Origin of the sequence: Micromonospora sp. NBC_00898 (genome assembly GCF_045207895.1) — a bacterium.
In the GTDB taxonomy this organism is placed as follows: Bacteria; Actinomycetota; Actinomycetes; order Mycobacteriales; family Micromonosporaceae; genus Micromonospora.
Genome location: NZ_CP108775.1, coordinates 7,264,792 through 7,286,339 on the forward strand (window position 1 = coordinate 7,264,792; position 21,548 = coordinate 7,286,339).

General features: G+C 73.5%; 19 protein-coding genes. 11 read left to right on the forward strand and 8 right to left on the reverse strand.

Annotated elements, in window-relative coordinates; genetic code table 11:
• Window positions 1-52 precede the first annotated feature (52 nt).
• From cobC to cobA, 3 genes are read left to right on the forward strand one after another with little or no spacing between them, the layout of a single operon-like run.
• The gene (cobC, locus tag OG799_RS35300) at window positions 53-1,153 is read left to right on the forward strand and encodes an Rv2231c family pyridoxal phosphate-dependent protein CobC (RefSeq protein ID WP_406041653.1); all 1,101 of its coding nucleotides are present in this window, start codon (window positions 53-55) and stop codon (window positions 1,151-1,153) included.
• Window positions 1,153-2,229: a nicotinate-nucleotide--dimethylbenzimidazole phosphoribosyltransferase gene (gene cobT / locus OG799_RS35305; RefSeq protein ID WP_406046505.1), complete on the forward strand. Its 1,077-nt coding sequence runs from the start codon at window positions 1,153-1,155 to the stop codon at window positions 2,227-2,229. The genes cobC and cobT overlap by 1 nt, the downstream gene beginning before the upstream one ends.
• The gene (cobA, locus tag OG799_RS35310) at window positions 2,226-3,470 is read left to right on the forward strand and encodes a uroporphyrinogen-III C-methyltransferase (protein WP_406041655.1); all 1,245 of its coding nucleotides are present in this window, start codon (window positions 2,226-2,228) and stop codon (window positions 3,468-3,470) included. Before cobT ends, cobA begins: the two co-directional genes overlap by 4 nt.
• Window positions 3,471-3,707: 237 nt before the next feature.
• Here the strand turns inward: cobA and otsB are convergent, their stop codons facing one another.
• Both otsB and OG799_RS35320 read right to left on the reverse strand, forming a co-directional pair.
• A complete protein-coding gene (gene otsB, locus OG799_RS35315) occupies window positions 3,708-6,269 on the reverse strand; it encodes a trehalose-phosphatase (RefSeq protein ID WP_406046506.1) in 2,562 nt (853 codons plus the stop codon).
• 35 nt (window positions 6,270-6,304) lie between these two features.
• Window positions 6,305-7,705 carry a trehalose-6-phosphate synthase gene (locus OG799_RS35320; RefSeq protein WP_406041657.1) on the reverse strand — a complete coding sequence of 467 codons (1,401 nt, stop codon included), beginning with the start codon at window positions 7,703-7,705 and terminating at the stop codon, window positions 6,305-6,307.
• Between the two features lie 319 nt (window positions 7,706-8,024).
• Between OG799_RS35320 and ettA the strand changes: the two genes are divergently transcribed.
• The 4 genes from ettA (at window position 8,025) to OG799_RS35340 (ending at window position 11,527) form a co-directional block, all read left to right on the forward strand.
• Window positions 8,025-9,701 carry an energy-dependent translational throttle protein EttA gene (gene ettA, locus OG799_RS35325; RefSeq protein ID WP_406041659.1) on the forward strand — a complete coding sequence of 559 codons (1,677 nt, stop codon included), beginning with the start codon at window positions 8,025-8,027 and terminating at the stop codon, window positions 9,699-9,701.
• The gene (locus OG799_RS35330; protein ID WP_406041661.1) at window positions 9,694-10,140 is read left to right on the forward strand and encodes an acyl-CoA thioesterase; all 447 of its coding nucleotides are present in this window, start codon (window positions 9,694-9,696) and stop codon (window positions 10,138-10,140) included. Before ettA ends, OG799_RS35330 begins: the two co-directional genes overlap by 8 nt.
• Window positions 10,137-10,811 (forward strand): hypothetical protein, encoded by a 675-nt coding sequence (locus OG799_RS35335; RefSeq protein WP_406041663.1) that lies wholly within the window; start codon window positions 10,137-10,139, stop codon window positions 10,809-10,811. Before OG799_RS35330 ends, OG799_RS35335 begins: the two co-directional genes overlap by 4 nt.
• Before the next feature lie 131 nt (window positions 10,812-10,942).
• Entirely contained in the window at window positions 10,943-11,527 is a 585-nt protein-coding gene (locus OG799_RS35340; protein ID WP_406041665.1) for a YbjN domain-containing protein, read from the forward strand.
• A gap of 52 nt (window positions 11,528-11,579) precedes the next feature.
• Here the strand turns inward: OG799_RS35340 and OG799_RS35345 are convergent, their stop codons facing one another.
• The 3 genes from OG799_RS35345 to OG799_RS35355 all read right to left on the reverse strand — a co-directional run bounded on the left by OG799_RS35345 (window position 11,580) and on the right by OG799_RS35355 (window position 14,860).
• Window positions 11,580-11,969, reverse strand: a complete 390-nt coding sequence (locus OG799_RS35345; RefSeq protein WP_406046507.1) for a globin — start codon at window positions 11,967-11,969, stop codon at window positions 11,580-11,582.
• A 101-nt stretch (window positions 11,970-12,070) separates the two neighbouring features.
• Window positions 12,071-13,459 carry an MFS transporter gene (locus OG799_RS35350; protein WP_406041667.1) on the reverse strand — a complete coding sequence of 463 codons (1,389 nt, stop codon included), beginning with the start codon at window positions 13,457-13,459 and terminating at the stop codon, window positions 12,071-12,073.
• A gap of 258 nt (window positions 13,460-13,717) precedes the next feature.
• Window positions 13,718-14,860, reverse strand: coding sequence for a mechanosensitive ion channel family protein (locus tag OG799_RS35355; protein ID WP_406046508.1), 1,143 nt, complete (start codon window positions 14,858-14,860; stop codon window positions 13,718-13,720).
• A 188-nt stretch (window positions 14,861-15,048) separates the two neighbouring features.
• Here OG799_RS35355 and OG799_RS35360 point away from each other — a divergent pair, with 188 nt between their 5' ends.
• Window positions 15,049-15,585, forward strand: a complete 537-nt coding sequence (locus OG799_RS35360) for an HNH endonuclease (protein ID WP_406041669.1) — start codon at window positions 15,049-15,051, stop codon at window positions 15,583-15,585.
• 7 nt (window positions 15,586-15,592) lie between these two features.
• Here OG799_RS35360 and OG799_RS35365 read toward each other — a convergent pair whose 3' ends face one another.
• The 3 genes from OG799_RS35365 to OG799_RS35375 form a co-directional block, all read right to left on the reverse strand.
• The gene (locus OG799_RS35365; RefSeq protein WP_406041671.1) at window positions 15,593-16,501 is read right to left on the reverse strand and encodes a class F sortase; all 909 of its coding nucleotides are present in this window, start codon (window positions 16,499-16,501) and stop codon (window positions 15,593-15,595) included.
• 255 nt (window positions 16,502-16,756) lie between these two features.
• Complete coding sequence (locus OG799_RS35370; protein WP_406041673.1) at window positions 16,757-17,266, reverse strand: hypothetical protein; 510 nt, start codon at window positions 17,264-17,266, stop codon at window positions 16,757-16,759.
• 87 nt (window positions 17,267-17,353) lie between these two features.
• Window positions 17,354-17,824 (reverse strand): Lrp/AsnC family transcriptional regulator, encoded by a 471-nt coding sequence (locus tag OG799_RS35375; RefSeq protein ID WP_406041675.1) that lies wholly within the window; start codon window positions 17,822-17,824, stop codon window positions 17,354-17,356.
• 140 nt (window positions 17,825-17,964) lie between these two features.
• On the opposite strand from OG799_RS35375, the gene OG799_RS35380 reads away from it, so the two are divergent.
• Genes OG799_RS35380 through OG799_RS35390 form a run of 3 tightly spaced genes read left to right on the forward strand, consistent with a single transcriptional unit; the run spans window position 17,965 to window position 21,537 of the window.
• Window positions 17,965-18,849: a tryptophan 2,3-dioxygenase gene (locus tag OG799_RS35380; RefSeq protein ID WP_406041677.1), complete on the forward strand. Its 885-nt coding sequence runs from the start codon at window positions 17,965-17,967 to the stop codon at window positions 18,847-18,849.
• A gap of 14 nt (window positions 18,850-18,863) precedes the next feature.
• A complete protein-coding gene (gene kynU / locus OG799_RS35385) occupies window positions 18,864-20,144 on the forward strand; it encodes a kynureninase (RefSeq protein WP_406041679.1) in 1,281 nt (426 codons plus the stop codon).
• A 58-nt stretch (window positions 20,145-20,202) separates the two neighbouring features.
• Complete coding sequence (locus OG799_RS35390; RefSeq protein ID WP_406041681.1) at window positions 20,203-21,537, forward strand: FAD-dependent oxidoreductase; 1,335 nt, start codon at window positions 20,203-20,205, stop codon at window positions 21,535-21,537.
• The last annotated feature ends 11 nt before the right edge of the window (window positions 21,538-21,548 follow it).

A 21,548-nucleotide genomic window follows, 5' to 3' on the forward strand; every position in this document is an offset into this window, starting at 1 on the left:
CCACGCCGGGATCCGCTGTCCCGCACGGCAGCTTCCCGGCAGGATCGCGGACATGCGTGCTGAGCTGATCGGGACGCCTGGCCCCGGATCGGGCCCGGCGGTCGGGCCGGAGCCGGACCTCGCCCACCACGGCGACGTCGAGGCCACCCCCGGCCTGGTCGACCTCGCCGTCAACGTCCGCCGGGCGCCGATGCCGGACTGGCTGGCCGACCCGCTGGTCGCGTCGCTGGCCGACCTGGCCGCGTACCCGGACCCGGGGCCGGCCCGCGCCGCCGTCGCCGCTCGGCACAAGCGTCCCCCGGAGGAGGTACTCCTCACCGCCGGCGCCGCCGAGGCCTTCGTGCTGATCGCCCGGGCGCTGCGCGACGCCCGGCGACCGGTGGTGGTGCACCCGCAGTTCACCGAGCCGGAAGCCGCGCTGCGGGCCGCCGGGCACGCCGTCGAACGGGTGCTGCTCGATCCGGCCGACGGCTTCCGGCTCGACCCGGCCCGGGTGCCGGCCGACGCCGACCTGGTCATGATCGGTAACCCGACCAATCCCACCTCGGTGCTGCACCCCGCGGCGGCGCTGGCCGAGCTGGCCCGGCCCGGTCGGGTGCTGGTGGTCGACGAGGCCTTCGCCGACACCACGCGCGTCCCCGGCGTCGACGGCGAGCCGGAGTCCCTCGCGGCCCGCCGCGACCTGCCCGGCCTGCTCGTGGTGCGCAGCCTCACCAAGACCTGGGCGCTGGCCGGCCTGCGGATCGGCTACCTGCTCGGCGACGCCGGGCTGCTCGCCCGCCTCGCCGCCGCCCAGCCGCTCTGGGCGGTCTCCACCCCGGCGCTCGCGGCCGCCACCGCCTGCGCGTCGCCGGCGGCGGTCGCGGCCGAGCGCGCCATCGCCGCGCGGCTCGCCGCCGACCGCGACCACCTGGTGGCCCGCCTGTCCCACCTTCCCGGGGTACGCGTCGCGGGCCACCCGGCCAGCGCCTTCGTGCTGATCCACCGGCCCGGCGCCGACCGGGTCCGGGAGCGGTTGCGCGAACGCGGCTGGGCGGTCCGTCGGGGCGACACCTTCCCCGGGCTCGGCCCGGACTGGCTGCGGATCGCCGTGCGCGACCCGGCCACCACGGACGCGTTCACCGAGGTACTGGCGGAGATCCTGGAGGCATGATGTTGGAATCCACCGTGGCGGCGATCGGGCCGCTCGACGAGGCGGCGATGGCTGCCGCCCGCGACCTCCACGGCCGGCTGACCAAGCCCGCCGGGTCGCTCGGCGCCCTGGAACCCCTCTCGGTACGCCTCGCCGGCCTGGCCGGGAGTTGCCCGCCACCGCTGCCGGAGCCGGCCGCGGTGGCGATCTTCGCCGGTGACCACGGGGTGCACGCCCAGGGGGTGACTCCCTGGCCGCAGGAGGTCACCGCCCAGATGATCGGCAACTTCCTGGCCGGCGGCGCGGTGGTGAACGCGTTCGCCCGGCAGGCCGGCGCGTCGGTGACCGTGGTGGACGTCGGCGTGGCCACCCCCTTGCCGGTGGAGCCGGCCGAGGCGTCCGGCCCGGCCGGACCCCGGCTGGTGGCCGCGAACGTCCGGCCCGGCACCCGGGACATGACGGTGACCGCCGCGCTGACCCGGCAGGAGGCGCGGGCGGCGGTGGAGACCGGCATCCGGGTCGCCGGCGAGCTGGTCGACGCGGGGGCGGGCATCCTGCTGACCGGGGACATGGGCATCGGCAACACCACGCCGGCCGCTGCGCTGATCGCGGCCTTCGCCGGGGTCGACCCGGTGGCGGCGACCGGTCGCGGGACGGGGGTCGACGACGAGACGTACCGGCGGAAGATCGACGTGGTGCGCGCCGCGCTCGATCGGCACGCGCCCGACCCGGCGGACCCGCTGGGTGTGCTGGCCGCGGTCGGCGGGCTGGAGCACGCCGCGCTGGCCGGGCTGATCCTGGGCGCCGCGGCCCGCCGGGTCCCGGTGCTGCTGGACGGCGTGATCGCGGTCAGCGCCGCGCTCGCCGCCGCCGCGTTCGCGCCGGACGCGGTCGGGGCGATGGTCGCCGGGCACCGTTCCGCCGAGCCGGGGGCCACCGTGGCGCTGCGCCACCTGGGCCTCGACCCGCTGATCGACCTCGGGCTGCGCCTCGGCGAGGGGACCGGCGCGCTGCTCGCGCTGCCGGTGGTCACCGGCGCGGTCCGGGTGCTGCACGAGGTGGCGACCTTCGACTCGGCCGGGGTGGCCGAGAAGTGACCGGCAACCCGTACCCCCTGGGCCTGCGGCTCGCGGGCCGGCGCGTGGTCGTGGTGGGCGGCGGGGCGGTCGCCACCCGGCGGGTGCCCGCCCTGCTCGACGCGGGCGCGGACGTCCTGCTGGTCTCGCCGGAGCTGACCCCGGCGCTGCGCGCCCACGTCGACGCGGGTCGGCTGCGCTGGGAGCCGCGCCGGTTCGTCCCGGCCGACCTGGACGGCGCGTGGCTGGTACAGGCCGCCGTCGACGACCGGGCGGCCGCCGCCGCGGTCAGCGCCGCCGCCGCCGAGCGCCGGATCTTCTGCGTACGCGCCGACGACCGCACCGCCGCCACCGCGTGGACCCCGGCGGTGACCCGGCACGGCCCGGTCACCGTGGCGGTGCTCGGCGGCGGCGACCCGCACCGCGCGATGACCGTCCGCGACGCCGTCCGGGATCTGCTGGGTGCAAGGAAGGGCCCCCTGTTGACGCCTCCGGTAGAGCAGGGGCCCCCTGCTGACACTGGTGGGGAACGGGTAACGGGACGGGTGGCGCTGGTGGGCGCGGGGCCGGGGGACCCGGAGCTGATCACCGTGAAGGGGTGGCGGCTGCTCACCGAGGCGGACGTGGTGGTCGCCGACCGCCTCGTCCCCGGGCTGCTCCTCGACGAGCTGCGCCCCGACGTCGAGCTGGTCGACGCCTCCAAGATCCCCTACGGCCCGTCCCGCGCCCAGGAGGAGATCAACCGGATCCTGGTCGACCGGGCGCTGGCCGGAAAGGTCGTGGTCCGGCTCAAGGGCGGCGACCCGTACGTCTTCGGCCGCGGTGGCGAGGAGCTGCTGGCCTGTGCCGAGGCCGGCGTGCCGGTGACGGTGGTCCCCGGGGTCACCAGCGCGATCGCCGTGCCCGCGGTGGCCGGCGTGCCGGTCACCCACCGGGCGGTGGCGCACGAGTTCACCGTGGTCTCCGGGCACGTCGCGCCGGACTCGCCGGACTCGCTGGTGCGTTGGGAGGCGCTCGCCGCCCTGCGCGGGACCCTGGTGATCCTGATGGGGCTGAAGAACCTGGCCGCCATCAGCGCGGCGCTCGTCGCGCACGGCCGCGCGGCGGACACCCCGGCCGCCGTGGTGCAGGAGGGGACCACCAGCGGCCAACGGCTGCTGCGGTCGACGCTCGGCGCGGTGGCGCAGGACGTGGTCGCCGCCGGGCTGCGGCCGCCGGCCGTGGTGGTCGTCGGCGATGTGGTCAACGCCCTGACGTTGTAATGATCCGCCCGCCCGCCCGCCCGCCCGCCCGCCCGCCCGCCCGCCGCCGCCCGCCGCTGGACTAGTTGCTCACGCCCTTTGCTCTGCTGCAGCCCACGCAACACCCGGCCGCCCCCAGTGTTGCCTCCGCTGTAGCAGAGCAAAGGCGGCGCCGCGAACTCCCGTGGCACGTCGCGCCGGCACGGATAGCACGACGGCGGCGAACCTGGGTCCGCCGCCGCCGTCGTCACCGTTCAGTTACTGCTTGAGCATGTTGTCCAGCAGCAGGGCGCACCGGACCAGGCCGAGGTGGCTGTACGCCTGCGGGTGGTTGCCCAGGCCGCGCTCGGCGAGGGGGTCGTACTGCTCGGGGAGCAGTCCGGTCGGTCCGGCCGTGTCGACCATCAGGGTGAACAGTTCCTCGGCGTCGGTGCGTCGACCGGTGCGCAGGTACGCCTCGATCAGCCACGCCGTGCAGATGTGGAAGCCGCCCTCCCGGCCGGGCAGGCCGTCGTCCCAGTGGTACCGGTAGACGACCGGCCCGCTGCGCAGGTCCGCCTCGATCTTCAGCACCGTCGACAGGAAGCGCGGGTCGTCGCCGGGGAGCAGCCCGGACAGGCCGATCCAGAGCGACGAGGCGTCCATCTCCTCGTGCCCGTACGCGACGCTGTACGCCTCGGCCTCGTCGTGCCAGCCGTACTCCAGCACGTTCGCGCCGATCCGCTCGCGCAGCTCCACCCACTCCGGCCGGTCCTCGTGGCCGTGCTGGCGCACCACGTGCAGCGCCCGGTCGACCGTCATCCAGCACATCACCTTGGAAAAGATGTGGTGCCGCGGCGGGAGGCGGGCCTCCCAGATGCCGTGGTCGGGCTCGTGCCAGCGGCGGCGGACCGCCTCGACCATGTTCTCCAGCACCCGCCACTCGTCGTCGCGCACCGAGCCCCGGGCGTCGGCCACCGCGGCGATCAGGTCGGCGACCGGGCCGAAGACGTCGAGCTGGAGCTGGTGGTTGGCCAGGTTGCCGACCCGGACCGGCCGGGAGCCGGCGTACCCGGGCAGGGTGTCGATGACCGCCTCGGCGCCCAGCTCGTACCCGTCGACGGTGTAGAGCGGGTGCAGCCGCTCCGGGTGCCCGCCGGTGCGCTCGATCACACCGTCGATCCAGCGCAGCAGCCCCTCCGCCTCCTCGGTCGAGCCGAGGTCGACCAGCGCCCGGGCGGTCAACGCCGCGTCCCGCAGCCAGCAGTAGCGGTAGTCCCAGTTGCGGACCCCACCAAGCTCCTCGGGCAGCGACGTGGTCGCCGCGGCCAGGATCGAGCCGGTCGCCTCGTGGCAGAGCCCGCGCAGGGTGAGCGCGCTGCGGGCGACCAGATCCCGGGCGGTGCCGGGCAGTCGGAGCCCGGCCACCCAGTCCTTCCAGGGCTGCTCGGCCGCGGCCTGCCGCTCGTGGATGGGCACCCGGTGGTGCTCCAGGCTCTGCGTGCCGAAGCGCAGCTCCAGCACCACCTGACCGCCGGCGGCGGAGAGGTCGACCACCGCTCGCGCGTTCTCGTACCCGCCGTCGTTGGTCACCTCCCACTCGACGCCGGGGGAGTAGAGCGCCACCGGCTCGTTGGAGCCGAGCACCAGCAGCCCGTCGTCCAGGGGCTGGAGCTGCACCGCGACCTGGCCGAACTCGGGACGGGGGGCGAAGTCGATCCGGACCCGGCCGGAGCCGGTGAGGACCCGGACCAGGGTCGAGTCGCCGGTGACGATGGCCGGGCCGTCCGGGGTGGTCTCGCGGGCCGGCAGGTCCAGCCAGTCGGTCACGGTCAGCCCGGACCAGCGGGTCTCCACCGTCATGGTGCCGCTGCGGTAGCGCTGCCCGAGCGGGATGCCACCGCGCTCGGGGGCGATGCTGAAGTGCCCGGCGGGGCTGCCGCCGACCAGGTCGGCGAAGATCGCCGCCGAGTCCGGCTTGGGGTGACAGAGCCAGGTGACCTTGGCGTCGGGGGTCAGCAGCGCGACCGTCCGGCCGTTGGCCAGCATCGAGTGCCGCTCGATCGGGACCGCCCGCTCGCCGAAGAGCCAGTGCCGCCGGGTCTCCAGCAGCAGGCCCAGCGCCCGGGCCGCCTCGATCGGCTCGGCCACCCGGTAGTCGGCCCGGGTGTCACCCGGGCCGATCTTGATGCCGACGTCCGGCCCGTGCAGGTTGCCGAAGGCGTTCTCGTCGGTGACGTCGTCGCCGATGAACAGCACGGCGCTCGCCGCGAGCTGCGTGCGCAGCTGGTCGACCGCGGTGCCCTTGTGGGTGGCCACCACGGACAGCTCGATGACCTCCTTGCCCTGGGTGACGGTGACGTCGTCCCAGGTGGCCGGGCCGCTGCGGACCGCCTCGATGGCGGCGGCGGCGACCTGCGGGGCCACCCCGCGGGTGTGCACCGCGACGCTGGCCGGCTTGCGTTCGAGGCGTACCCCGGGGTGGTTCGCGGCGATCTCGCGCAGCGCGTCGCGCAGCCGGGTCCGGACCGCGATCAGCTCCGGCGAGAGCCGCTCGACGAAGCCGATGTCGAACTCCGAGCCGTGGCTGCCGACGAGGTGGACCTCGCTGGGCAGCCGGGAGAGCGCGGCCAGGTCGCGCAGCGCCCGGCCCGAGACCACCGCGACGGTGGTCTGCGGCAGCGAGGCCAGCGCGCGGACGGCGGCCACCGACTCGGGCAGCGGCACGGCCTTGCTCGGGTCCTCGACGATCGGCGCGAGGGTGCCGTCGTAGTCGCAGGCGATCAGGAGCTGGGGGACCCGGGCGATGCGGCCGATGGCGGCGCGCAGCTCGGGGTCCATCACACCGCCGTGCGGGGTGGCGGGTGCGGTGACGTTCACGCGGCCTCCGTCTCGGGCGCGCCGAGTTCGGTCAGGAAGGACTTGGCCCAGTGCCCCACGTCGTGGGTGCGCAGGTGACGTTGCATCACCCGGATCCGACGGCGGGCCTCCGGTTTCTCGACGTGCACGGCGCGCAGCAGCGCGTCCTTGACCGCGTCGGGGTCGTGCGGGTTGCACAGAAAGGCCTGGCGCAGCTCGGTCGCGGCGCCGGCGAATTCACTGAGCACGAGCGCGCCGCCCTGGTCGGCGCGCGATGCGACGTACTCCTTGGCCACCAGATTCATTCCGTCTCGCAGCGGGGTCACCATCATCACGTCTGCCGCGACGTACATCGCGGCCAGTTCGGAGCGACTGTACGACTGATGCAGATAATGCACTGCGGGCACCCCGACCCGTCCGAATTCGCCATTAATCCGACCAACTTCGCGTTCCACCTTGACGCGGAGTGCCTGGTAGTGCTCCACCCGCTCGCGGCTCGGCGTGGCGACCTGCACCATAACGGCGTCCGGGACTGTCAACTTTCCGTCAGCCAGCAGCTCGCGGAAGGCCTTCAGCCGGAGCTCGATGCCCTTGGTGTAGTCGAGCCGGTCGACGCCCAGGATGATCGTCTTGGGGTTGCCCAGCTCCTCGCGGATCTGCTTGGCCCGGGCCTGGATCGCCGGATCCTCGGCCAGCCGCTCCATCTCCCGGGTGTCGATGGAGATCGGAAAGGCACCGGCCTTCACCTGCCGCCCGTCGACCTGGATCATCTGCCCCTCGTAGCGCAGGCCGAGCAGGTGCCGGGCCAGTCGGACGAAGTTCTGCGCGGCCAGCCGCTGCTGGAAACCGACCAGGTCGGCGCCGAGCAGGCCGCGCAGGATCTCGGTCCGGAACGGCATCTGCATGAACAGCTCGATCGGCGGGAACGGGATGTGCAGGAAGAAGCCGATCTTCAAGTCCGGCCGCAGCTCGCGCAGCATCGCCGGGACCAGTTGCAGCTGGTAGTCCTGCACCCAGACCGTCGCGCCCTCGGCCGCGACGTCCGCCGCGGCCTCCGCGAACCGCGCGTTCACCAGCCGGTACGCCTCCCGCCACCGGCGCTTGTAGGCGGGGGTCTCCACGGCGTCGTGGTAGAGCGGCCAGATTGTCGCGTTGGACTGGCCCTCGTAGTAGCGCTCCAGTTCCTCGGCGCTCAGCGGCACCGGGTGCAGCCGGATGCCCTCCAGGTCGAACGGCTCGGGGGCGGCGCCGGTGCCACCGGCCCAGCCGACCCAGGTGCCCTGCTGTTCGGCGAGGACGGGATGCAGGGCGGTGACCAGCCCACCCGGGCTGCGTCGCCACTGCCGTCCCTCGGGTGTGCTCACCTCGTCGACCGGCAGTCGGTTCGCCACTACGACAAAGGAGCTACGGACGGTCACGATCGGCCACCTCCGGGTGCTGACGGGTCCACCGCGATGAGCGTACTGAGCGTAGCTGCGGCGTCTGGTGCCCCGTGCCGGAGTTCCCTACCCGTCCCACGCTCGCTGAACCACCGGCGTGATCTTGTCGACATCGGCTCGGCTGTGCGGGCACGCGTACTCCTTCGGGCGGGGTGATGTGGGCGAAGCGGGCCGTACCTGTCAGGATTGACGATGGCGTGCGCGCGGCCGGCCCCCGGCCGGCGGCGGTGGGCGGAGGTCGCAGCCCGCGCCCGCGCCGCCCATCAGGCGACAGCAACCGACGGAGGTAGCCCGCACCGTGGCCCAGTTCATCTACGTCCTGGAAAAGGCGCGCAAGGCGCACGGCGACAAGGTCGTGCTCGACAACGTGACGCTGAACTTCCTGCCGGGGGCCAAGATCGGTGTGGTCGGTCCGAACGGCGCCGGTAAGTCCAGCCTCCTCAAGATCATGGCAGGGTGGGACCGACCGAGCAACGGCGAGGCCCGGCTCATGCCCGGCTACACCGTCGGCATGCTCGCCCAGGAGCCCGCGCTCAACGACGCCAAGACCGTCCTCGGCAACGTCGAGGAGGCGGTCGCCGAGACCAAGGCCAAGCTGGAGCGGTTCAACAAGATCGCCGAGCAGATGGCCACCGACTACTCCGACGAGTTGATGGAGGAGATGGGCAAGCTCCAGGAGGAGCTGGACCACCTCGACGCCTGGGACATCGACTCCAAGCTCGAACTGGCCATGGACGCACTGCGCTGCCCGCCGCCGGACGCCGACGTCACCCAGCTCTCCGGTGGTGAGCGCCGCCGGGTCGCGCTGTGCAAGCTGCTGTTGGAGGCGCCCGACCTGCTGCTGCTCGACGAGCCCACCAACCACCTGGACGCGGAGAGCGTCTCCTGGCTGGAGCAGCACCTGGCCAAGTACGCCGGCACGGTGATGGCGATCACCCACGACCGGTACTTCCTCGACAACGTGGCCAACTGGATCCTCGAGCTGGACCGTGGCCGCACCTACCCGTACGAGGGCAACTACTCCACCTACCTGGAGAAGAAGGCCGCCCGGCTGGCCGTCGAGGGTCGCCGTGACGCCAAGATGAAGAAGCGGCTCACCGAGGAGCTGGAGTGGGTCCGCTCCAACGCCAAGGCCCGCCAGACCAAGTCCAAGGCCCGGCTCGACCGGTACGACGAGATGGCCACCGAGGCGGAGAAGACCCGGAAGCTGGACTTCGAGGAGATCCAGATCCCGCCGGGCCCGCGCCTGGGCAGCACGGTCATCGAGGCGCACAGTCTCAGCAAGGGCTTCGGCGACCGGCTGCTGATCGACAACCTCAGCTTCTCGCTGCCGCGTAACGGCATCGTCGGCATCATCGGCCCGAACGGCGTCGGCAAGACCACGCTGTTCAAGACCATCGTCGGGCTGGAGCAGCCGACCAGCGGCGACGTCCGGGTCGGCGAGACCGTCTCGCTGTCGTACGTCGACCAGAACCGGCAGGGCCTCGCCGGGGACAAGACCGTGTGGGAGGTCGTCTCCGACGGGCTCGACTACCTGATGGTCGGCAAGGTCGAGATGCCGTCCCGGGCGTACATCGCGGCGTTCGGCTTCAAGGGGCCGGACCAGCAGAAGCCGACCAAGGTGCTCTCCGGTGGCGAGCGCAACCGGCTCAACCTGGCGTTGACGCTGAAGATCGGCGGCAACGTCATCCTGCTCGACGAGCCGACCAACGACCTGGACGTGGAGACGCTCGGCAGCCTGGAGAACGCGCTGCTGGAGTTCCCCGGCTGCGCCGTGGTCATCTCCCACGACCGGATGTTCCTGGACCGGGTCGCCACGCACATCCTGGCGTGGGAGGGCGACGACCAGAACCCGGCGAAGTGGTTCTGGTTCGAGGGCAACTTCGACGCGTACGAGAAGAACAAGATCGACCGGCTCGGCGCCGAGGCCGCCCGCCCGCACCGGGTGACCTACCGCAAGCTCACCCGTGACTGACAAGTTCGTCTACCACTGCACGCTGCGCTGGTCCGACCTGGACGCGTACGGCCACATCAACAACTCGCGCTTCCTCACCCTGTACGAGGAGGCGCGGGTGGCGTTGATGTTCGCCGGCGGCCGGGCGTGGGGCGTGGGCTCGTTCGCCGACGGGGTGGTCATCCGCCGGCACGAGGTCGACTACCTGCGCCCGGTCGACTACGCGCTCGGCCGGGCCAGCGCGGAGGCGGCCCCCACGGTCCGCATCGAGCTGTGGGTGGAGGAGCTGCGGGCCGCCTCGTTCACCGTCGCCTACGAGCTGTACGACGGCGAGGTGCTGGCCAGCCGGGCCCGCTCGGTGCTCGTCCCGTTCGACCTGGCCGCCCAGCGGCCCCGCCGGATCAGCCCGGAGGAGCGGGCCTTCCTGCTCCGGTACGCCCCGTCGGCGGGAGCCGCATGACCGGGGCGGGGGAGACCGGCGGGCACGGGCTGGAGAGCGTCGCCGACGCGGGCGCCTTCCTGGCCCGGCTGGTCCGGCTGGACCCGGCCACCGTGGTCCGGCTCCGCCCGGTGCCCGGCGCGGGCCGTACCGCCCTCTGGGCCCGGCTGCCGTGGGGCGTGCTGGTGGTCCGCACGGTCACCGGCGTCGCCCCCGGCGACGTCACCGTCACGGCGGCGGAGCTGCTCGCCGAACTGGAGGCCGGCGGCGGGGCGCTGCCGCGCCGCCGGGACGACCGGTGGCGGTGGCCGCTGCCGCCGGCGGCCAGCCGGGCCGTGGAGACGCTGCCGGCCGAGGAGCTGCGCCGGATCGCCACGGCGGCGGCCGGGGCCCTGCGCGAGGCGGCCACCCACGGCGTGGGTGGCCGGGCGGTCGGGCAGCGGGCACTGCGGGACGCCCTGCTCGACCACGTCGCGGTGGTGGTCACGCCCGACGATTCCCCGGACACCCCGGTCGAGGTGCCGCAGCGGTTGGTGCAGGGGCTGGTCCGGATGGGCTTCCTCGGCCCGGGCGACGTGCAGGTGCGCCTCGCCGGCCTTTGGGTCGGCCTGGTCGGGCCGTACGGCGCCGCGTGGTCGCGGAAAGCCGCCGGGCTCACCCTGACGCCGGCGATCGATCACCCGAACGGATGACCCCGGGTCATTCTTCCGGGCTGGGGCGGCCGTTGGGGGGATGCCTCAACCCGGCTGTCCGGGTACCGTCCATCCTCGGATCCAACGCACCGTAGGCGACTGGATCCGCTGGGGAGTGAGGTGCGCGAGCGATGCCGTGGTGGTCATGGCGCCCCGGTCCCGCCAGTGGCGGCGATCCGGAAACTCGAAGCGGGATCACAGTGGATGACACCGTCCGGGTCGGACCACCGGCCCCCAGACAACCGGGGGACGACGCGCCCGCCGCCGAACGGCCGGCGATGGCGGAGATGCCGGCCACCGTCGCCCCGGTCACCCTCCGCCGGGTCTGCGACGCGCTCGATCTGCTCGACGTGCGCTACCTGGCCGACGGCGACGGCAACCTGCTGGCCATGTGGGAGCGGCACGCGGTGCTGGTCACCCTGGAGGGGCCGGAGGACGAGATCCTGGTGATGCGGGCCCGTCCACACGCGACGGTGCCGCCGGACTGGGCCGACCGGGCCTACCGGGTGGTCAACGAGTGGAACCACACCCGGCGGTTCTGCAAGGCGTACGTCGGCGACCCGACCGAGCGCGGCCAGCTGCCGATCTACGCCGAGTTGCAGGTGCCGCTCGGTGCCGGCACGCACGACGCGCTGCTGGTCGAGATGCTGGACTGCGGCGCGGCGGTCGCCACCACCTTCGTGGACTGGCTGCACGACGAGGGCGCCCTGCTGTGACCGCGCCGGCCGGGGCCCGGCGGCCCCGGCCGCGCCGCACGGACGCTCGCCGTCAGGCTCCGGCGGCCGGGTCCTCCGGCATGTTGACCATGAAGTACGCGGCCCGCTCCAGGTAGTCCCAGAGCGCGCCCGCGATTTCCGGCGGCAGGTCCAGCCGGTCCACGGCGCGCCGCATGTGGCGCAGCCAGGCGTCCCGCTCCGCCGCGCCGATCCGGAAGGGCGCGTGCCGCATCCGCAGCCGCGGGTGCCCGCGCTGCGCCGAATAGGTGTTCGGGCCGCCCCAGTACTGCATCAGGAAGAGGGCGAACCGGTCGGCGGCCGGGCCGAGGTCCTCCTCCGGGTACATCGGCCGCAGCAGCGGGTCGGTCGCGACGCCGGCGTAGAACTCGTCCACCAGCTTGCGGAAGGTGGGTTCGCCGCCGACCGCCTCGAAGAGGGTCATCGAGGTGCCGGGCCGGTCGGATTCGCCTGCGGAAGTCACCGTTCCATCCTGCCAGGTGCCGCGGCGGGACGGCCGGGCCCGTCGTCAGGTGGACGGGTGGCTCAGGTCACCGCGTGACTGCGCCGGCCCCGCTCGCCCGGCCGGTCGTCGACCGCGCCGGTCGCCTGTTCCATCGTTCGTTGCCGCCGGGTGTGCGGGACCGTCCCGGCGGACTCGGCCCGGCCGGCGGCCTCGACGGCGGCGTCCACCGCCTCCCGGCTAGGCCAGGCCAGCGCCGCCGCGAGCATCAGCACCACGCCGGCGGCGCTCCATATGCCCACCACGACCGGGATGGAGAACCGCTCGGCGAGCAGGCCGGTGGTCAGCACCGCGACACCCTGGATGATCTGCATCCCGCTGGCCATCACACCGAACGCCCGGGCGCGGTAGCCGTTGGGCAGGGCCCGCACGAAGAGGCCGTTGGCCACCGGCAGCAGGCCGGCGACGGCGAACCCGCAGGCGGCGGCGAGGAGCGCCACCACCGCCGGCGGCGGGTCGAGCAGCGCCGGGACCAGTGCCGCGGGGGCGAGGACCGCCAGCGGTCGCATCAGCGTGAGCCGGCGTGCGGGGGAGAACGCCCGGCTGACCAGCAGCCCGCCGACGATGAAGCCGACCGGGTTGGCGGCCATGATGACGGCCTGCGCGACGCCCGTGTCGAGGTCGCCCCCGGACGCCTCGGCGGCCCAGGCCGCGGCGAGGCCCTCCGGCACGATGGAGAAGAGCATCGCGCTGAACACCAGCACGGCGATGGCCCGCAGCACCGGCCGGCCGAAGACGATCTGGAAGCCCTGGGCGGTCTCCCGCAGCAGGTGGCTGCGGTGCGCGGCGGTCATGGCGGGCGGCCGGTCCCGGACACCGAGCCGGACCAGGAGGGCCGAGCCGCCGAAGGTGGCCGCGTTGATCAGCAGCGCGGCGGTCGGGTTCACCGTGGCGATCCCCGCGCCGACCAGGTAGCCGAACACCTGGGCCGCCTGGCCGGTGCTGGCGTTGATCGACAGGCCCACCACCACCCGGTCGCCGGGGAGGATCAGCGGCATCAGCGCGGACCGGGCGGCCTGGCTCGGCGGGTTGGCCAGCGTGGTGCCGAAGAGCAGGGTGAGGATCAGCCAGGGCGGGTTGCCGGGAATGGCCACCAGCGCCATCAGCGCCATCCGGACCAGGTCACAGGTGATCATGACCTGCCGGTAGCGGTGCCGCTCGGCGAGGGTGGCGAGCAGCGGACCACCGACCAGCCAGGGCAGGTAGCTGACCGCGAAGGCGGCGGCGGAGAGCGCCACCGAGTGGGACTCCCGGTAGACCAGGACGGTCACCGCGGCCTTGGCGATGTAGTCGCCGATCCAGGAGAGGGTGCTGGCCCCGAAGATGGCGCGGTATTCGACCTGGGCGAACACATCACGGAAGGTGGCTGGGCCCTCCCGGGCGGGTCGCTCGTCGGACACCGTCGCCTCCATCGTTCCCCAAGGGCGGCCACTCGTGATGACCTGCCCGGGAACCGTCGTCAGATCTACGGATCAGCGAGGACACGAGCACGCTCCCTCGGGAGCGTGTTGCACCGGATTCTGCCCGATCGTCTGACAACTGGCTAGGGTGAACGGATTGATCGTCGCATCTCCGACTGAACGAACGGACGATACCCGAGGGGCCGCGCGGTCCGCGACCCCCGGATCGTCTGCACCGGCCGGGCGGGCCGGGCGGGCCGGACGGGCCGGTCAGGTCGCGCCACCCGTCCCGGTCTCCCCCCGGAAGGGCGCCGGGGCCGGCCTGCCCGGGTAGAGCCGGGCGGCGGCGATCCGGGCGGTGATGCCGGAGTTCTCCAGCGCCTCGGCGAGCCGGCGACGCAACTCCCGGCCGACCGCGAACTGCCCGTCGGCGGTCGTCTTCACCACGGTGCGGATCACCGCGCCGTCCACCGTCATCTGTTCCACGCCGAGCACCTCGGGCTCCTCGACGATCTGCGGTGCCAGCTCCGGGTCCATCGCCATCGAGGCCGCCGCCGTCCGCAGCACCGCGGTCGCCTCCTCGGTGCCGGCGAAACCGATCGGCAGGTCCACCACGACCAGCGCCCAGCCCTGGCTCTTGTTGCCGACCCGGACGATCTCGCCGTTGCGGATGTACCAGAGCACCCCCCGCCCGTCCCGCACGGTGGTGACCCGCAGGCCGACCGCCTCCACCACCCCGGTCGCCTCGCCGAGGTCGACGGTGTCACCGACGCCGTACTGGTCCTCGATCAGCATGAACAGGCCGGCGATCAGGTCCTTGACCAGGCTCTGCGCGCCGAAGCCGAGCGCCACGCCGGCGATGCCGGCGCTGGCCAGCAGGGGCGCCAGGTCGAAGCTGAACTCCTTGAGCACCATCAGCAGCGCGATACCGAAGATGAAGGCGGTGACCAGGCTGCGCAGCACTGAGCCGATCGCCTCGGCCCGCTGCCGCCGCCGCTCCGGCACGAACTGCTCCGGGTCGACCGTGGCGCTGGGGATCCGCTCCCGCAGCGGGCGGAGCATGGTCGGGACCGAGCCCTCGGTGGTGGTGCGCACCAGCCGGTTGATCGTCCGGTGCAGCGCCCAGCGGGCGGCGATGGCGAGCAGCAGGATCAGGATGACCCGCAGCGGCTTCAGCACGATCCAGTAGCTGCCCTCCGCGAACCAGGCCGAGTTGGTCAGCTCGTAGACGTTCTTGCACCAGGGGTCCGTCCGGCAGTCGACGGACGGACTGGGGCTCGGGTCCACGGCGGGCAGGGCGAGGAGCATCAGGCTGGCGGCACTCACTGTGCCTTCGTACCGCAATGCTCCTGGGCGCCGGCTGCCGACCCTCCGGCCGTCCCGGTGGCGATCAACCCGGGCGGAACCGGTCATCTTGGCCCGAGCCACGGAAGGTTCAAGTGGGTACCCCGGATTAGTGCGTGCAATCCGGGGTCCGATCAGGGACGATTGGCGCAACGGACGTCGGTGATCCGGCCGGCGCCGGTGCGGCTCCCCGCTGCCCGCGGGGCGCGCGTCGGTGCGACAGCGGCGGGAGCAGCTGGACCGGGAGGGTGAGCACGATGCCTGACATACGACCCACGGCGGGCTCCGGCGCGTTGGTCCTCAACGCCACCTACGAGCCGCTGTGTGTCGTGTCGGTGCGTCGCGCCGCGATCCTCGTGCTCTCGGCCAAGGCGGTCTGCGTCGCCGACGGCGACGGCGTCCTGCACAGTGCCCGCGACGCGCTCCCGGTGCCCTCGGTGGTCCGGCTGACCCGCTTCGTCCGGGTGCCCTACCGAACCCACGTCGGGCTGTCCCGCCGGGCGATCTTCGCCCGGGACGGCTGGCGTTGCGCCTACTGCCGAGGGCCTGCGGAGACCATCGACCACGTCTTCCCGCGCAGCCGGGGCGGCCGGCACGCCTGGGAGAACGTCGTTGCCGCCTGCGCCCGGTGCAATCACACCAAGGGCGACAAGACCCCGGCCGAGCTGGGCTGGCGGCTGCACAGCCTGCCGGCCGCCCCCAAGGGGACGGCCTGGCGGGTGCTCGGCCACCGGGCGCCGGACCCGCGCTGGGCGGACTGGCTCGACCTGCGCGAGCCGGAGGCGGCGGCCTGACGGTCGGTCACGGGCTGCGCGCCTTCACCAGCGACGCGTAGACCACCAGGTTGTCGGCGTACCCGGTCTCGCCACCCACCCATCGGCCGCCACAGGTGATCAGGCGCAGGTTGGGCCGGCTGAAGTCGCCGAAGATCTCGTCCGCCGGCAGCCGGTCCTTGCCGTACCGCTGCACCGAGGTGACCTCGAAGACGGCCACCGACCGGTCCGCCCGGGTCACCTCGACCCGATCGCCGTCGTCCAGGCTCTTCAGGTCGTGGAAGACCGCCGGCCCGGTGGTGGTGTCGACGTGCCCGACGATCACCGCCGGCCCGTACTGCCCGGGGGTCGGCCCCTGGTCGTACCAGCCTGCCTCCCCGGACCGGCCGACATCGGGTACGGCGATGGTGCCGTCGGGGGCGATGCCGACCCGGTGCACCGGCGCCCGCAGGTCGATCTTGCCGATCGCGAGGTCGGTCGGCGGGCTGGCCGGCAGCACCGGGAACTTCTTCGGCGGCGGGCGCAGCCCGGCGCTGAGCTGTTCCGGCAGGACGTTGATGCCGGTGACCCGTTCCACGCCGAGCATCGCCACGATCAGCACCATCAGCGTCGCGATCACCAGCACCGGGGCACCCGGCCCCCGCTGCCCGACGGACTGCCACCGGCCGGCGGCGCCCGGCCGGGTCGCCGCGGCGGGCACCGGACGGGCCTGCGGGTCGGCCGTGGTCACGCTGGCCGAGAAGGCGTGCCCGGCGGCCCGGGCGAACCGGCGTGACGCCCGGGACAGCAGCCGGGCTGCGACGCGCCCCCGGGGCTCCCGCGTCCGGCCGGGGCGCGGCTGCCGCCGGTCCCGATCCGGCGCGGCCGAGTCGTTCCCGCGACGGGTCCGCAGGTCGGCCGGGTCTGACCCGGCCCCGACGTTCCGGCCGCGAGCCATCCCGGTGATCCGGCCTCGCGCCGTCCCGGTGATCCGGCCTCGGGCCGTCCCGGTGATCCGGCCTCGGGCCGTCCCGGTGATCCGGCCTCGGGCCGTCCCGGCCGTCCGGCCTTGGGCCGTCCCGGCCGTCCGGCCTTGGGCCGTCCCGGTGATCCGGCCTCGTGCCGTGCCGGTGATGCGGCCTCGAGTCGCCGCGTCCCGGCTTCGCGTCGCCCGGTCCGCCGGGTCACGTGAGCGGGCCATGGCCGCACCTCGTCAGACGCGGGTCCCGGCCCTGCGACGGGCGCTGACACCGGCCACCACCGCCACCGCGGCGAGCCCACCGACCAGCAGCAGCGAGCCGACGCCCCGGCCGGTCGCGGTGCCACCGCCGCCGGTCGCCGGGCCCTTGCTCGGCTGGGCCATGTTCAGCACGGTGAGGATGGTCGACGCGGTGTTGCCGTTGTTGCAGCGCAGGTCGACCGGGTAGTCGCCGGCCGCCTTGTTGCCCGGAATGGTGACCGCGCCGGTGAGAAAGCCGTTGTTCGGGCGGAGCATCACCCGGCCGAAGGCGTCCGAGTTCACCTCGGCCTGACGGTTGTTGTCGTTGTCGCAGCTGGCCCGGATGTTCACCCGGGTGCCGGCCTGCGCGCTGTTCGGCGTGACCTCGACGAAGGTGTTCTCCCCGGCCCGGGCCGGCGTGCCGGTCATCAGGACGAAAACCCCGACCAGCCCCAGCACGCTCAGTACGGCCGACAGGGCGCGACGTGACACAGGCCCCCGCATGATTCCCCCCTCCCGGTGCGGCGCACCGGAATCCTGCTGACGGGCAGTGGAGGCTGCATTCCCGCTGGCACCGGGGCAAACCCCGGGTCAGCGGCGGCGGCCGGGCGGGGTCGGGCCGGCCGGCGGCAGCGGGGTCAGCGGGTGCCACTGGAGCGGGGTGGAGAGGACCATCGTGCTGGACGGCTGGCCGTACGGGGCGAGGCGGTCGATGACCCCCTCGAACTCGCCGATCGAGCCGGCCGCCACCTTGAGCATGCTGCACGCGTCGCCGGTGATCCGGTGGATCTCCATGATCTCCGGCCAGCCCGTTACCTCGGGGTCGTTGAGGATGCAGCGTGGCCCGTAGCAGGACATCCGGATCAGCGCGACCACCGTGCGGCCGGCCCGGGTCAGGTCGACGTGCGCGTGGTAGCCGGCGATCACGCCGGACTCCTCCAGCCGGCGGACCCGCTCGGCCACCGCCGGCGGCGACAGGTGCACCCGCCGGGACAGCTCGCTGAACGAGAGCCGGGCGTCGGCCTGGAGCTCGCGCAGCAGCGCCCAGTCCATGTCGTCCATGCGTGACCTTTCCTTCGTGAAGCCGAACCGCGTTCCGGTTTTGGAGCGGTAGGTCCGACCACCGTACCGCCGTTGAACAGGCATTCCATCCGCCGATCCACCCGGGGGATCATGTCGTCTACCCCGGCGTACGGAGGGAGATGACGGTGGAACAGACCACGGCGGTACGGCCGGCCACCCCGCAGCAGCGGGCGGCCCGGGCGGCGCGCAACGGCGGTGAACCGACGCTGGAGTTCGCCGAGCGGGTGCCCTACGACGCGTACGTGCGGGCGAGCACGCTGCACGGGTTGCAGGAGCCGCTCAGCGACGATCCGGGCGAGATGTCCTTCCTGATGGTCAGCCAGATCATGGAGCTGTACTTCGGGCTGACCTGCCACGAGCTGCGCTACGCCCAGCGGGAGCTGCGGGCGAACCGGATCTGGGAGGCGCTGCCGTCGCTGCGCCGCGCCGCCCTGCACCTCGACGGGCTCAACGCCGCCTGGCAGGGGCTGCGCTGGATGACCCCGGCGGACTTCAACCGGTTCCGCAACCTGCTCGGCGAGGGCTCCGGCTTCCAGTCGGCGATGTACCGGCAGCTGGAATTCCTGCTCGGTCTCCGCGACCCGGCGCTGATCCGGCCGTTCCGCCGGCAGACCGAGGTGTACGCCGAGCTGACCGCCGCGCTCGCCGCACCGAGCCTCTGGGACGACGTGCTGGCCCTGCTCGCCCGGCGCGGCTTCGACCTGCCGGCCGAGCTGCTGGACCGGGACGTGGCGGTCGAGCACGAGCCGCACCCGGCCGTCGAGGCGGCCTGGGTGCGGGTCTACGCCGACGGCGGCCCGGACAACCACCTGCGGCTGCTCGGCGAGGCGCTGACCGAGGTGGCCGAGCGGTTCGGCGACTGGCGCTGGCACCACATCAAGGCGGTGCAGCGCACCATGGGCGCCAAGGTCGGCAGTGGCGGGTCCGCCGGGCTGGCCTGGTTGCAGCGCAGCATGGCCCGGGTGGTCTTCCCGGAGCTGTGGTCGGCCCGGACCGCGATGTGACCGGAGAGAGAGACATGCACTCCCTGGAGAAGGAAGCCCACCGCCTCGACGCGGAGGACCCCGCGCGCCGGCACCTGTTCCACGTGCCGCCGGCCGAGGGCGGGCGGTACCCCGAGGTGGCGTACCTGGCCGGCAACTCGCTCGGCCTGCAACCCCGGGCCACCCGGGACGAGCTGCTGGCCGACCTGGCGGCGTGGAGCCGGCTCGGGGTGGAGGGGCACCTGGAGGCGGAACGGCCCTGGCTGCCGTACCACGAGCTGTTGACGGGCCCGGCCGCGCGACTGGTCGGCGCCCGAACCGCGGAGACCGTGGTGATGAACTCCCTCACGGTCAACCTGCACCTGCTGATGGTGAGCTTCTACCGACCGGCGGGGGAGCGGACCCGGATCGTCATCGAGGACAGCGCCTTCCCGTCGGACAGCTACGCGGTCCGCAGCCAGGCCCGCTTCCACGGCCTCGACCCGGACGCGGCCGTGGTCCGGTTGACGCCGCGGCCGGGTGAGGACACCCTGCGCACGGAGGACGTGACCGCCTTCCTGGCGGCCGAGGGGCACACCGTGGCGCTGCTGCTGCTCGGCGGGGTCAACTACCTCACCGGCGAGCTGATGGACATCCCGGCGATCACCGCCGCCGGCCGGGCCGCCGGGGCGGTGGTCGGCTGGGACCTCGCGCACGCGGCCGGCAACGTGCCGCTGGCGCTGCACGACTGGGACGTCGACTTCGCCGCCTGGTGCTCCTACAAGTACCTCAACTCGGGGCCCGGCGCGCTGGCCGGTGTCTTCGTCCACGAACGGCACCTCGGCGACCCCTCCCGGCCGCGCTTCGAGGGCTGGTGGAGCACCGAGGCGACCACCCGGTTCGAGATGACCCCGGTCTCCCGGCCGCCCGCCACCGTCGAGGCGTGGCAGATCTCCAACCCGCCGATCTTCGCGATGGGGCCGGTCCGCACCTCGCTGGAACTCTTCGACTCCGTCGGCATGCCGGCGCTGCGGGAACGCAGCCTGCGGCTCACCGGGTGGCTGGAGCGGCTGCTCGACGAGGTGACCGCCGACCGGCCGTTGACCGTGGTCACCCCGCGCGACCCGGCCCGCCGGGGCTGCCAGCTCTCCGTGCGGATCGGCACGGGCAGTGCGAACGAGCTGACCAAGCGGCTGCGACACGAGCACGGCGTGATCGCCGACGCCCGGGAGCCGGACATCGTCCGGTTCGCCCCGGTGCCGCTCTACTCGACGTACCACGACTGCTGGCGGGTCGCCGACGCGCTGGCCGCGACGGTTTCGGAGGTGCGCCCGTGAGCGCGAGGAGTGAGCCGGGTTTGCGAGCCCCGCAGTCGCGAACGAAAGGCTGGCACCGATGAACCCGGAACGGGACGAGATCGCGGTGGTCGGGGCGGGCCTCGCCGGCTGCCTGCTGGCCTGCTTCCTGGCCCGGCGCGGCTACCCGGTCGCGCTCTACGAGCGGCGGCCCGATCCGCGCACCGGGACGGTCGAGCGGGGCCGCTCGATCAACCTGGCGCTCTCCGAGCGGGGCCTCGACGCGCTGCGCCGGATCGGGTTGGACGAGCAGGTGATGGCGGATGCGCTGCCGATGCGCGGCCGGATGATCCACCCGGCGACGGGGGAGCCGCAGTTCCAGTCGTACAGCGTCTCCGGCGACCGGGCGATCAACTCGATCAGCCGGGGCGCGCTGAACAACGCCCTGCTCGACGCGGCCGGCAAGCTGCCCGGCGTGCGGATCGCCTTCGACCACCGGCTGGTCGGCCTCGACCCGGCCAGCGGTGAGATGACCTTCGAGACCCCGCAGGGGAAGGTCACCACCGCCGCGTCGGTCGTCCTGGGCGCCGACGGCGCCGGCTCCGCCGTGCGCGGGCAGCTCCTCGCGTACGGGGTGCTGACCGAGAGCCTGGACTTCCTCGACTACGGCTACAAGGAGCTGACCATCCCGCCGATCGGCGGGGACTTCGCGCTCGACCCGGACGCGCTGCACATCTGGCCGCGGGGCACCTCGATGATGATCGCCCTGCCGAACCCGGACCGCTCCTTCACCTGCACGCTGTTCTGGCCGACCCACGGCACCGCCAGCTTCGCCTCGCTGGGCAGCCCGGCCGCCATCGAGCAGCACTTCGCGAAGCACTACCCGGACCTGGTGCCGCTCGCCCCGAACCTGGTCGACGACTACCAGCACAACCCGGTCGGGGTGCTCGGCACGGTCCGCTGCACCCCGTGGCAGGTGGACGGGAAGGTCGGCCTGCTCGGCGACGCGGCGCACGCGATCGTGCCCTTCTACGGCCAGGGCGCGAACTGCGCGTTCGAGGACGTGGTGGAGCTGGACCGCTGCCTCGACGAGTGCGGCGACGAGTGGTCGGCGGCGCTGCCGCTGTTCCAGCAGCGGCGGCAGGTCAACGCCGAGGCGATCGCCCGGATGGCGCTGGCCAACTTCGTGGAGATGCGGGACAAGGTCGCCTCGCCGGTCTTCCAGACCCGTAAGCGCATCGAACACGCCCTGGAACGGGCCCTGCCCGGCCGGTACGTTTCGCAGTACGAGCTGGTTTCCTTCTCCACCACCCCGTACGCCGAGGTGCGCCGCCGGGTGCGCCGGCAGTACCAGGTACTGGGGGCGGTGGCGGCCGGCGCGGTGGCGCTGCTGGCCGGCGGGCTGGCCACGATCGGCCGAGGGAGGCGCGGATGACGCTCTGGGAC

Bases quoted from the DNA above. Each gene is read 5' to 3' on its own strand.
- cobC (WP_406041653.1), top strand. From the start codon at position 53: ATGCGTGCTGAGCTGATCGGGACGCCTGGCCCCGGATCGGGCCCGGCG.
- cobT (WP_406046505.1), top strand. From the start codon at position 1,153: ATGTTGGAATCCACCGTGGCGGCGATCGGGCCGCTCGACGAGGCGGCG.
- otsB (WP_406046506.1), bottom strand. From the start codon at position 6,269: ATGGACCCCGAGCTGCGCGCCGCCATCGGCCGCATCGCCCGGGTCCCC.
- OG799_RS35335 (WP_406041663.1), top strand. From the start codon at position 10,137: ATGACCGGGGCGGGGGAGACCGGCGGGCACGGGCTGGAGAGCGTCGCC.
- OG799_RS35340 (WP_406041665.1), top strand. From the start codon at position 10,943: ATGCCGTGGTGGTCATGGCGCCCCGGTCCCGCCAGTGGCGGCGATCCG.
- OG799_RS35345 (WP_406046507.1), bottom strand. From the start codon at position 11,969: ATGACCCTCTTCGAGGCGGTCGGCGGCGAACCCACCTTCCGCAAGCTG.
- OG799_RS35350 (WP_406041667.1), bottom strand. From the start codon at position 13,459: ATGGAGGCGACGGTGTCCGACGAGCGACCCGCCCGGGAGGGCCCAGCC.
- OG799_RS35355 (WP_406046508.1), bottom strand. From the start codon at position 14,860: ATGACCGGTTCCGCCCGGGTTGATCGCCACCGGGACGGCCGGAGGGTC.
- OG799_RS35360 (WP_406041669.1), top strand. From the start codon at position 15,049: ATGCCTGACATACGACCCACGGCGGGCTCCGGCGCGTTGGTCCTCAAC.
- OG799_RS35365 (WP_406041671.1), bottom strand. From the start codon at position 16,501: ATGGCTCGCGGCCGGAACGTCGGGGCCGGGTCAGACCCGGCCGACCTG.
- OG799_RS35370 (WP_406041673.1), bottom strand. From the start codon at position 17,266: ATGCGGGGGCCTGTGTCACGTCGCGCCCTGTCGGCCGTACTGAGCGTG.
- OG799_RS35375 (WP_406041675.1), bottom strand. From the start codon at position 17,824: ATGGACGACATGGACTGGGCGCTGCTGCGCGAGCTCCAGGCCGACGCC.
- OG799_RS35380 (WP_406041677.1), top strand. From the start codon at position 17,965: ATGACGGTGGAACAGACCACGGCGGTACGGCCGGCCACCCCGCAGCAG.
- kynU (WP_406041679.1), top strand. From the start codon at position 18,864: ATGCACTCCCTGGAGAAGGAAGCCCACCGCCTCGACGCGGAGGACCCC.
- OG799_RS35390 (WP_406041681.1), top strand. From the start codon at position 20,203: ATGAACCCGGAACGGGACGAGATCGCGGTGGTCGGGGCGGGCCTCGCC.